Source organism: Bartonella raoultii (assembly GCF_019659805.1).
In the GTDB taxonomy this organism is placed as follows: domain Bacteria; phylum Pseudomonadota; class Alphaproteobacteria; order Rhizobiales; family Rhizobiaceae; genus Bartonella; species Bartonella raoultii.
The window spans coordinates 325,757-337,500 of record NZ_JAIFRO010000001.1; the positions used below are offsets into that span (position 1 = coordinate 325,757).

Below are 11,744 nucleotides of genomic sequence, written 5' to 3' on the forward strand. Positions count from 1 at the left end.
TGCCACTCTTCAATGTCAAGGATTCGCAATTAAAATAATTTAAAATAATTTACTCCCTAAGGCTTCAAAGCCTTGCCTCTTTTTTCTATTTTGCGTTATCTAGCCCTTTGTTATAATCTGCGAACATGTAAAGGATATTATCATGGTTGAAACACGTCAAGAAACGGATAGCTTTGGAACAATTGCCGTACGGAAAGACCGCTATTGGGGTGCTCAAACTGAACGCTCATTGCATAATTTTAATATTGGCATCGAAAAACAACCTCTTACCGTTATCTATGCCTTAAGCCTTATTAAAAAAGCTGCAGCAATAGTAAATATGGAAAAAGGAAAACTTCCACAAAATATTGGAAAAGCAATCATTACAGCTGCTGACGAAGTGCTCTCAGGAGCATTCGATACACATTTTCCTCTTTCTGTTTGGCAAACAGGCTCCGGCACACAAAGCAATATGAATGTCAATGAAGTCATCGCTAACCATGCAAGTATGCTTTTAGGTGGAAAACTCGGTACGAAAAAGCCGGTTCATCCTAATGATCATGTCAATATGAGCCAATCATCAAACGATTCCTTTCCCACAGCGCTTCACATTGCCACAACACTCCAAACACGCCAACACTTACTCCCCATTCTTGAAGCATTGATTACAACTTTAAAGAAAAAAGAAGAAGAATTTTCCGACATCATCAAAATCGGGCGCACCCATACCCAAGATGCAACACCTCTAACCCTTGCACAAGAATTTTCAGGCTATCGTAGTGCACTGGAAGCCAATCTTCAACGCATTGAAACAGCACTGGCCGATGTCCAAATGCTTGCACAAGGAGGAACCGCTGTTGGCACAGGGCTGAATGCACCAAAAGGTTTTGACGTTGCCTTTGCGCAAACAGTGAGCACACTTACAGGAATGACCTTTAAAACTGCAAACAACAAATTTGAAGCACTCGCCCATCATGGCGCCCTTACACATTTCCATGGAAGCTTAAATGCACTCGCTGCCGATCTCTTTAAAATCGCCAACGACATACGGTTTTTAGGATCAGGCCCACGTTCAGGACTAGGAGAACTCAATCTCCCTGAAAATGAACCTGGTTCTTCCATTATGCCCGGTAAAGTCAACCCCACACAATGTGAAGCAATGACAATGGTCGCCGCCCAAGTCTTTGGTAATCACACCAGTATAACATTTGCCGCAAGCCAAGGGCATTTTGAACTCAATGTGTATAAACCTGTTATTGGCTATAATGTTTTACAGTCAATTACGCTTTTGGGGGATTGCATGCGCTCTTTTGATATGCATTGCATTCAAGGATTACGCGCAAATCGCGTTCATATTCATTCTCTCATGGAACACTCTCTCATGTTGGTGACAGCTCTTGCTCCAGAAATTGGTTATGAAAAAGCAGCTGCAATTGCAAAAGCCGCGCATAAAAATGACACGACCTTACGTGTGGAAGCATTAAAAGCAGGCGTTTCTGGAGAAGATTATGATAGACTCGTTGATCCTAAAAAGATGATCCATCCGCAATAAAAAGCAGAAATGCGCGTTCTTTAAAATCTTACACTATACATGTAATATATCATAATAATGGGGTGTGCACACCCCATTTTATAACCAAAGCACCAATAGTTTAAACATACATCTATGCCAAACGAAAAGACATATGTCTGAAAAAATGCTTATCAATAAAATCAAAGCATCTTAAAACAAGCCTATCATAGAAAATAACAAGGAAACGCCTACCAATCTTACGAGAAAAGTTTCTTATCCGCAAAGAGAGGAAAACATTCACATCTTCCCTCCTTTTCTTCTTGTCATCTATACAACCCTTTCACAAGCTTTTATGTAATGACATCAGGGCGTATACGCCCTAATTCTTGCTCTATATTTAACAATTGCAGAGCTGCTTGTTGCAAAGGTTGGAGCACATGTTGCGGATCTTGATTGTGCTTACTTGGATCTCTTTCATATTGCTCAAAATAAAGCCGTAGCGTTGCACCTACTGTTCCTGTCCCCGATAAGCGTACCACCAAACGCGCTTTATTTTCAAAAAAAATGCGAATTCCTTGTCTTGTAGTCACGCTCTGATCAACAGGGTCATGATACGTAAACTCATCTGCTTTTTCGACCCGAAGTCCAGCAATTTCTTTTCCTACTTTTGGTAAATCTGTACGCAATAGCTCCATTATCCGAAAAGCTTTATCTGCTTCCACTTTTTCATAATCATAACGAGCAGTATAAAAACGCCCATAGCTATACCAATGCTGCTGTACAATTTGTGCAACAGTTTTCCCTGTTACAGCTAAAAGATTTAACCAAAATAACACAGCCCATAAACCATCCTTTTCACGTATATGATGAGAGCCTGTACCAAAACTTTCTTCACCACAAAAAGTGACTTTTCCAGCATCTAAAAGCGTTCCAAAAAACTTCCATCCTGTTGGCGTTTCAAAACAATTTAAGGCTTTTTTTTCAGCAACCAAATCAACAGCACGCGCTGTTGGCATAGAGCGTGCAACCCCTACAATACCTTGCTTATACCCTTTAATGAGATGAGCATATTCAGCCATAATTGCCAAAGAATCGGATGGTGTAACAAATTGCCCACGACCAATGATCAAGTTACGATCACCATCACCATCTGAGGCGGCTCCAAGATCAGGTCCTTGATCAGACATTAACAAATCATAAAGATCCTTAGCATAAAGCAAATTGGGATCGGGATGCCTTCCTCCAAAGTCTGGCAACGGAATAGCATTGACAACTGTTCCTTGGGCAAAGCCTAAAGATTTTTCAAAAATTTCATGTGCATAAGGTCCGGTAACCGCATGCATAGCATCAAAGCGTAACGTAAGACCTCTTGCCACCGCCTGAGCAATACAATCGAAGTCAAAAATTTCCTGCATTAAAGCAATATAATCAGCAACAGGGTTAAGGATATCAACCCGCATCTCCCCGAGAAAAGTCGTTCCTTCTCTCTCTAAATCAACATCTGGTGCTTCAAAAATTTTATAAAAAGAAAGATGTTGTGATGTTGCAAAAACAGCTTGACATAAAGAATTGGAAGCAGCCCCCCCATGTGCAGTATTATATTTGATACCACAATCACCCTCTGGTCCACCAGGATTATGGCTTGCCGTGAGAATAAGACCACCATAAGCATGATATTTACGAATAAGATGTGAAACCGCAGGAGTAGAAAGAATGCCGCCTCTTCCAACCTTCACACAAGCAACACCATGAGCAGCCGCCATTTTTAACACAGTCTGAAGAAGTGTGTGATTAAAATAACGTCCATCTCCTCCAAGAATCAGCAATTTCCCTTCAAGAGGACCAATAGTATTAAAAAGAGATTGAATAAAATTTTCCACATAATGGGGCTGTTGAAAAACAGATACTTTTTTGCGCAAACCAGATGTACCCAGTTTTTGATCCCCAAAAGCCGTGGTCAAAACTGTCGTTATTGTCATAAGAAAGCCTTTATCTCTTTTCTTTGATTTTAAAGTGAATAGCGATCAAAGTCGATCATTAATTCTACTTGACGCAACAACGAAATATTTGCACACTCATCAATGAAAGAGAAGAATGTTCAAGTTTCCCTCTTCAATTGTATATTTTATATTAAAAACTTTTTAAAAGACAATTTCCATAAACGATAAGGAGCATATTATGATAAACAAAACAGTGCCCAATGTTACTTTCCATACACGTGTTCGCGATGAGGCAATTGGTGGGGATAATCCTTATCGGTGGCAAGAGGTTGATAGCGATACATACTTTAAAGGAAAACGGGTTATTCTTTTTTCTCTTCCTGGCGCTTTCACACCTACTTGCTCCTCTTTCCAGCTTCCTGACTTTGATCAACTCTATGATGAATTCAAACAATTTGGGATTGATGAAATTTATTGCCTTTCCGTCAATGATGCTTTCGTCATGAACGCTTGGAAAAAAACACAAAATATTAAAAACGTAAAATTTATCCCTGATGGCTCTGGTGAATTCACCCGTAAAATGGGCATGCTGGTTGCAAAAGATAATGTCGGCTTTGGTATGCGCTCATGGCGCTATGCTGCTATTATTAATGATGGTGTCGTTGAGCAATGGTTTGAAGAAAAAGGTTTTGCAGACAACTGCCCAACAGATCCTTATGAAGTTTCTTCACCACAAAATGTTTTAAAAGCTCTAAAAGGCTAACACTACGCCCTGTTTGACACATTAAAAGTAAAATTTATGGCACAAATACCTTTATAATGAAAAGAGCATGTGCCATTTTTATTTTTAAATTTGTCTTCAACCGTTGTTTTTCACAAAATTTTCGTTGTCAAAATACAAATTTCCTTTTCTGCACGACTCTCTTTACCCTTCACAGGGAACTTAAGTTGGTATCATTTACACGATTTTCCATCTTCCAATATTGTAGTAGCCTTGCATTAAGATAACGCATAAAAGGTCTTTTTACTTTTTGTCTTCTCTTATGTTTATGCACACACCACTCCCATTTACACCGTACAAGGGAGTGATTTTGGCCAACAATTTTGATTGATTCAACCCAAAAGGCTTTGAAATACAAAAATCATACGATATGGAAAGCATGCATTCATGTTAAAGAAGCAGTGCGTTATCCTTATAAAACAAGAGAGCGTTTATTTTTAGCATGAAGCATTTTATGCATTTTGAGTAGACAAAATCTCTTGTACAGCTTGAACCAACTGTTCTTCATCCACCATTATTTGTGCAGGCCTGCTTTCACGCCATGTTTGATTATCCTTAATTTCATGAGACAAACGTGCACCTTCAATTAAATCTTTTATCTGTATTTTTCCTCTTTCGCGTTCTTGTGAGCCTTGAATGACGACACAAGGTGCCTGACGCCGATCTGCATATTTCATCTGTGCTTTTATCCCCGATGTCCCCAAATAGAGTTCCGCCCTAATTCCCGCTTGACGCAACTGCATGACCATTTTTTGATAGCGTGCAATAGCTTCTCTTTCTTTATCCATCATCAACACCACAACAGGTCCTGTCTTTTCTTTGACAGGCAATTTTCCAAGATTTTGCAAAGCAACACTTAAACGAGAAACACCAATGGAAAAGCCTGTTGCTGGAATATGTTCACCACGAAAGCGCGCCACCAACCCATCATAGCGCCCACCTCCCCCAACGGATCCAAAGACCACCTTTTGCCCCTCCTCATTACAAACATCAAAAAGCAATGCTGCTTCAAACACAGGCCCTGTATAATATTCCAAACCACGCACCACCGAGGGATCAATTTTTATACGGTTTTGATAACCATTTTTAGCAAAAATTGCTTGCATTTCTTCAAGTTCACCGATGCCTTCAAGCCCTTGAACATTTTTCCCTACAACTGTTTTGAAAATATCAAGCATTTCCTCTTCTGTCTCTGCTTTTCCTGTAAGCAACGACAAAATACAATCAATTTCTTTATCTTTTAGTTGTGCACCTTTTGTAAAGTCACCACTTTCATCCAAACGCCCTTTTCCTAAAAGCAAACCTACACCTTCAGGACCAAATTTATCCAATTTATCAATAGCCCTTAAAACCGTTAAGCGCTTTTCAAACTGCTCATTTCCTCCCAAACCGATCAACTCCAAAACACTTTCCAGAATTTTTCGGTTATTCAAACGAATGACATAATCATGATGCTGAAATCCTAGTTTTTCTAAACTATCAGCGGCCATCATGCAAATTTCAGCATCTGCTGCAACCGTTTGCGTCCCTACAATATCAGCATCAAACTGCATAAATTGCCGAAACCGTCCCGGTCCAGGTTTTTCATTACGAAACACAAAACCAAGACGATAACTGCGATAAGGTTTTGGTAAATTTTCAAAATTTTCAGCAAAATAACGCGCAAGAGGAGCAGTAAGGTCATAGCGTAAAGACATCCATTGCTCATCATCATCTTGAAGCGAAAAAACCCCAGCATTTGGGCGATCTTCATCCGGTAAAAACTTACCCAACACATCCGTATATTCAAACAGAGGTGTTTCAAGCGCTTCAAAACCATAAAGTTCATAAATTTCACGAATTTGCGCAATCATGGTTTCTGTTGCATATAGCTGTGCACTTGTGCGATCCACAAAACCACGTGGTAAACGCGCTTTGGTTTTTTCTTGTTTTAATGACATGTTCTTCTCTTGCAACATATGTATTCACGAATAAGCTTTGTGTCTTATCTTATAGCAACAAAGGCTGCAATGACTTTATCTCTTTGAAACCTTATACAACATATCCTATCTTTTACCTTAGAAAGTAAAGCACACCACTTTTCAAAGACCCCTATGAAAAAGAAGAGACATTTTTATACCCCCAAAAGTAGCCTCTTTTCATAAAAAAGATCTTCATATTTTTTTAAAAGAGCACAAAAAAATCATCCGTTTTGGAATAAAGGCGCCCCTTTCTTAATCAGCCCTCCTTTATGAAATAGCCTTCTCTTTTTAAGAATGAAGAGTTGTTTTCGCTTGAGTAGCAAAGTTATGAATACACATTTTTAAATCAGCAATATTGCTCCCTACATCTGTAATTGCTCTTGAAACAGAGGGAATAATATTTTGCCAATGCCTTTGAGGAAATTGATGAGATAATTGTGTAATTTCCCCCCCTTGAGCGCCAATCCCAGGGACAAGAAACAGACAGCTTTTTAACATTTCAATTGTTTCTTTTGCTTCGTTTCCCAATGTTGCACCAATCACCGCACCAATAGGACCAACAGGATTATGTTGTTCTAAAGATTGGCGATGATAGTCATAAATACGCTGAGCCAAATAAACAGAAAGCGTTTGATCCCCAATACGTGCATTTTGAATAGGCTTGCCCTCTGGATTAGAAGATTGTACAACTATAAAAACACCTGTTCCTGTTTTTTCCGCGATCTTTATCAAAGGAAGAAGAGCATCAAACCCCAAGAAAGCATTTACGGTTATAGCATCCGCTTTAAAAGCGCTGCAAGAACCAAGCCAAGCTTTACCATAAGCTTCAGCCGTAGAGCCAATATCCCCTCTCTTTGCATCAACAATAACCAAGAGTCCTTGTTTTTGCGCATTTTCAATCAAATTTTTAAGAATTTGCAATCCTTCCACGCCATATAATTCAAAAAATGCTGCTTGCGGTTTTATCACCCCTACATTCCCCACCGCTGCACTTAAGAGAATATCACAAAATTCTTTTAAGCCTTTAGCATCACAACTTAAGTTCCATGATTTCAAAACCTGATGGCTCGGATCAAATCCCACACAAAGTGGACCATATTTTTCACGATTATTAAAAAAAGTTGAACAAAACATTCTTTCTCCTCACACAATCTCTTTTGCGATCTTTCAATACAATCAAAAGGGTGGTATTTTTGCAAATGACCGATAACATGCTTTTTTAAGAAGAACAATTTTTTTACATGTGAGGATAACAGACACCAAAAGACAGAGTCTATTAGGTTCATGCATCTTACTCTTTCTCATGAGAGCATTTCTCTTGCAAAAGAGCTTTACATAAAAAAGCCAATTTTACATAAAAATATCTTCTTTTATCCGATCTTTCACAAGGGTTTTCTCTATAAAAAGGGTTTTCGCTATAAATACGTATGGTCTTTTTGAGATACTTTCCCTTTTTTTTGTATCCATAAAGTTCTCTTTTGGAACATAATTGTTCAGGAAGCATTGTATCTTCAGCATCAATCAAGGAGATAAACAATGGAAACCCGCATTCCTGAAGATACAGCATTTGATACACATTTTCTAAAAGAAGCATCCTTAGAAACAAAGTATCCTCTTTTTCATACCTCTATTTCATGGTCAGCAATCTTTGCTGGACTCATCACAGCTCTTGCCCTTTCAATCGGCTTATCCTTCTTAGTGTCCGCTTTAGGTTTTCGCCAAATGGATTTTTCCTCTTCCTCTCCCTTTCAAGGCTCTTTTCTTTCCGTAGGAATTGGTTCAATAATCGTTATGTTTATAAGCCTTGCTTTGGGCGGTTTTGTTGCTGGACGTTTTGCCGAAACATCAGGAGCTCTTCATGGCTTTCTCACTTGGGCTCTCTTAACGCTGCTCATGACCCTCCAAGCCATCCACGTGGTTTCAGCAACAGCAAAACTAGGCGCTAAAACAGCCCTAGAAAACAGTTCCATGTTGCAACAACCCCTAGAGAGTTTCAAAACAAATATTTCCCCTCTTTTTTCAAAGGTCAACAGTGAAACCTTTGAAAAGTTTTTGACACAGAAAAATGACAGCGGAATGAATTTTGACAAACTCGGCAATGAATTGCGCACACTTCTCAACAAAAGCGACATTCCTGCTCTTAACCCTGAGCGCTTGAAAAAAACGTATCAGGAAGCACTCAACGATATTGGTGCTGCGATAACAGCTTTTAAAAATAATCCTTCAGGCTATCGCACCTATTTGAAAAATCTCTCTGAGAACCTTTCTGATCGCGTAGAAGCCCTTAGCACAAAATTGGATCGAAGCGATATCATCAATGCCCTCATGAAGGGTGGCATGACACATACACAAGCACAAGAAAACGCTCATCAAGCACTTCGTCTCTATCAAACAGCAGAAGATAAAACCGAAAAAGCCATTAAAACACTTGAAGAACAGGCTGAAACACTCTCTCAAAAACTTGACAAAACCATAGAAAAAGCAAAAAATACAGCCGACAAAGCCACAAAAACAGCATCACACATGGGATGGTGGGGCTTCTTAGGGAGCCTAATGGGCGCTCTTCTTTCTAGTGTCTTTGGTTATTATGGCTACAAAAGCCGCAAGAATACTTTTATGCTTTAAAAAAAATTTGCTTCCAAACACATAAAATCAATCTCAAAAGCTGTACAACACCTGTACAGCTTTTTTCTTGCCTACATTTGCAGCATTATTTCAAGAATACAAAAAACATCAGTAAATATGCAAAAACCTTCTGACAGAACAACTATCCTATAAAACCACTGTCAGCTTTTTTTAATTTTATTTTATAGCATAGTTGCTAAATCAATAAGTCACGCTCATCTACAGATCAACTTCCATCCTTGCGTATTCATTTTGCTATTTCAATCATGACATCACCTAATGCCCTAATATGTATTTTGAAAAAACTGCTCATTATCCTATAGAAAAAACAAAGCTTTTTAAAACTCCAAGTTAAATAGAATATACATGGATAAAAGCATATAAGATCCATAAAAACCTTGAAAATAAAAAGATTTAGGAAAAAATACACTCTATATAAGAATATTCAAGTTTGTCAGTATAATCCTGATATTTATAATGCATAAGATTTGCCTTACACAAAAGATTCAATCAAAAAACTAGAACAACAAAATAATAAATGGTAAACACCTCTATCCAAAAAATGTAAATATACTGGAGGGGAAAGCCGTTGATAAAAAAATCCATTCTTTTTATCCAAATGGGACTTCTCTTTGTCTTATCTCTAAGCAGCTTTTCTGATGAAACTGCTCAAGTTATATTTGCGTTACACTTAGCAAAAAGTACAGCCTTTATTTCAATACTGCTTTTTGCAGGGCTTATGGGTGCAATTTGTGCAGGACCAATTGCACCGCACCTTTTGCATCATTTAAGCAGCTCACGCGCGGTTCCTGTTGTTTTATTTTGTGAAGCACTCTTTATAGCTGCTGCTGCAATTGCTAACCAATTTTGGGTTTATATTGCCCTTTCTTTTGCTTTAGGATGTGTAGGCGCACTCTTTTGGTCTAGCATTCTTGTTGCTGTACCTGATTTTGCACAAAATGATCATCAATTAGACCGTATAAATCGTATTATCCAAACAGTTCGTAATCTTGGCTATTTTGCCGGACCACTGTTAGGAGGGGTGCTGTATGGTTTATCAAACGGACAAAAAGGATTATTTGCACTTTCAATAATGGTTCTCTTTGCAACTCTGATTACCATATTTTGTTTAAAAAATTTTAAAGTACATGAGCCAAAAACAAATACAACATCACAAACCAAAAAGGGCCTAGATTTAGCGGGGCTGTTATGTAAAAAAAATATTGTCTATGCACTTTCTCCCCTTATTATCACCATTATACTCACCTCTGCTCTTAATGTCTTATCTATTGTCCGCATCCGCACTGAACTCAACTTAAGTGCCGAAACTTATGGCGTAATTAGCAGCATGGTAAGTCTTGGACTTGTGGTTGGACCACTCTGCTTTTCCAGCCTTTTTCACCGTCTTGGCAATGCAGCCGGTGCATCACTAGCTGCTGCAACCATAGGCTTAGCAATTTTCTGCTTTTCTCTCACACATCTCGTGTGGCTGATGATGCTCTCATTTTTTATTCTTGGAAGTGCCAATGGTGTGCAAAATGCCCTAATGGCAAGTTTTATGATGAAAGCTATCCAGAAAGAACATAGAAACCGTCAAATGCCTGCCTATCTTTTCATCATACAAACAGCTGTGTGTATTGGTTTTATCAGTGCAGGTTTTATCCATGTACATCACATACAACACACACTTCTTATCATCGGTATCGCCACCATGATCACTGGAATATTAGGCTTTATCCTAAACAGCGCCATGCAAAAATAGAAATAGAATACTGCTGAATAAACTTAGCTATTTTTTCTGAGAGAAATGGACATCAACACCTGTAGAGTTATCATAAAAAGCAGGAGCAATTTCTCTCATAAAAAAATAAAAAAATAAGGGATGCCAAAATGGGTATTACGAGCACGCCTTAATAAAACCATTCCTTTGAATATCGTACAACCTTGCACAAACCAATAAAATTGTAATGGATCACCCTTTCATATAGAAAGAGAGAAGCGCTCATCACTCTTCCCCAAACTTAGTATTTTAAAGCAAAACAGATATAAGTATATCATATAAATTCAATGAAAATATGGACAGCCTTTCGTGACAAAGAACCACACCATTTATCGTAATCCGTTCTATTTCAAATTTTATTTCAGTACATAGCTATTTAGTCACGGCTTCAATAGTCACAAGCTGTATAGCGCATCAAATATGAAGCAGCGCTCATTGAAATAATAACTTATGCAATAAAATGAGAGAAAATATCAACATATGCCTTTAAATCTTTATTTAAGTTATATATGCCTTATATTTTCTAGGAACAGTTTTTATATTTTATAATAAGCTGAGTTATCTTTATTATTCTCATTTTAATTTTTTCTTGTTGTTATAGGATGCTATCATTGTGTAACATGGTCATCTATTTATTTAATATTCAGCTTTTTTGCCGTTTTTTTACTTTTTCTATCAGCGATCCCACAATTGATTGTCTTCCTCATCGCAGCTATTTTTCGCGCCTATCTTCATGACTTAAAGGCAAGATTTTTTTAATTTTGATCAAGTTTCTATTGAGGTTATTTTTTTATTGATGCAAGATTTTATTTTATAGGACAATCGCTGCTTAGAAGCTATTTATAGAAGATTTACGAAGCATTTTTCTATTTTTCTGGTTATTTTTTCTGTTATCAGATCTGCTTGTACAGAAGATCAGACTATGCTCATCGTAGGGACTTTTATTTTCAGTATTTTACTTTTTAGGATTTCTACAGGATATTTTTTTATCTTGTGCATTATTAGGATAGTGTCATATTATTTTTAGAAGATAGTTTTGATATCCCTGTATTGATTTTGAGCGTTTTTTTAACGGCCAGGGTATTTTGCGCATTTTTTATAAGGCTCTTTTTTATTTATGTTTTTTGCGCTCAATTTTTTAAGAAATTTAATTTCCATACTCTGG

The 11,744-nt window shown here is 37.8% G+C and carries 7 protein-coding genes and 1 tRNA gene (1 of these 8 cut by a window edge); 4 read left to right on the forward strand and 4 right to left on the reverse strand.

Features of this window, described 5'->3' with window-relative positions:
* Positions 1-142: 142 nt before the first annotated feature.
* Positions 143-1,531, forward strand: coding sequence for a class II fumarate hydratase (gene fumC, locus K3248_RS01285; protein WP_220716555.1), 1,389 nt, complete (start codon positions 143-145; stop codon positions 1,529-1,531).
* A 311-nt stretch (positions 1,532-1,842) separates the two neighbouring features.
* Here fumC and K3248_RS01290 read toward each other — a convergent pair whose 3' ends face one another.
* Positions 1,843-3,471 carry an alpha-D-glucose phosphate-specific phosphoglucomutase gene (locus tag K3248_RS01290; protein ID WP_220716556.1) on the reverse strand — a complete coding sequence of 543 codons (1,629 nt, stop codon included), beginning with the start codon at positions 3,469-3,471 and terminating at the stop codon, positions 1,843-1,845.
* Positions 3,472-3,670: 199 nt separating this feature from the next.
* On the opposite strand from K3248_RS01290, the gene K3248_RS01295 reads away from it, so the two are divergent.
* Positions 3,671-4,195, forward strand: a complete 525-nt coding sequence (locus tag K3248_RS01295; RefSeq protein WP_220716557.1) for a peroxiredoxin — start codon at positions 3,671-3,673, stop codon at positions 4,193-4,195.
* Positions 4,196-4,665: 470 nt separating this feature from the next.
* Here the strand turns inward: K3248_RS01295 and hisS are convergent, their stop codons facing one another.
* Positions 4,666-6,153 carry a histidine--tRNA ligase gene (gene hisS / locus K3248_RS01300; protein ID WP_220716558.1) on the reverse strand — a complete coding sequence of 496 codons (1,488 nt, stop codon included), beginning with the start codon at positions 6,151-6,153 and terminating at the stop codon, positions 4,666-4,668.
* 309 nt (positions 6,154-6,462) lie between these two features.
* Positions 6,463-7,308, reverse strand: a complete 846-nt coding sequence (gene pyrF / locus K3248_RS01305; RefSeq protein WP_220716559.1) for an orotidine-5'-phosphate decarboxylase — start codon at positions 7,306-7,308, stop codon at positions 6,463-6,465.
* Between the two features lie 402 nt (positions 7,309-7,710).
* On the opposite strand from pyrF, the gene K3248_RS01310 reads away from it, so the two are divergent.
* Entirely contained in the window at positions 7,711-8,799 is a 1,089-nt protein-coding gene (locus K3248_RS01310) for a DUF3792 domain-containing protein (RefSeq protein ID WP_220716560.1), read from the forward strand.
* A 619-nt stretch (positions 8,800-9,418) separates the two neighbouring features.
* Complete coding sequence (locus K3248_RS01315; protein WP_220716588.1) at positions 9,419-10,561, forward strand: MFS transporter; 1,143 nt, start codon at positions 9,419-9,421, stop codon at positions 10,559-10,561.
* 1,180 nt (positions 10,562-11,741) lie between these two features.
* On the opposite strand, the gene K3248_RS01320 is transcribed toward K3248_RS01315, so the two are convergent.
* Positions 11,742-11,744: transfer RNA gene (locus tag K3248_RS01320), tRNA-Met, on the reverse strand; it runs 74 nt beyond the window's last position.

Coding starts and splice junctions, on each gene's coding strand:
- fumC (WP_220716555.1), top strand. CDS start 143: ATGGTTGAAACACGTCAAGAAACGGATAGCTTTGGAACAATTGCCGTA.
- K3248_RS01290 (WP_220716556.1), bottom strand. CDS start 3,471: ATGACAATAACGACAGTTTTGACCACGGCTTTTGGGGATCAAAAACTG.
- K3248_RS01295 (WP_220716557.1), top strand. CDS start 3,671: ATGATAAACAAAACAGTGCCCAATGTTACTTTCCATACACGTGTTCGC.
- hisS (WP_220716558.1), bottom strand. CDS start 6,153: ATGTCATTAAAACAAGAAAAAACCAAAGCGCGTTTACCACGTGGTTTT.
- pyrF (WP_220716559.1), bottom strand. CDS start 7,308: ATGTTTTGTTCAACTTTTTTTAATAATCGTGAAAAATATGGTCCACTT.
- K3248_RS01310 (WP_220716560.1), top strand. CDS start 7,711: ATGGAAACCCGCATTCCTGAAGATACAGCATTTGATACACATTTTCTA.
- K3248_RS01315 (WP_220716588.1), top strand. CDS start 9,419: ATGGGACTTCTCTTTGTCTTATCTCTAAGCAGCTTTTCTGATGAAACT.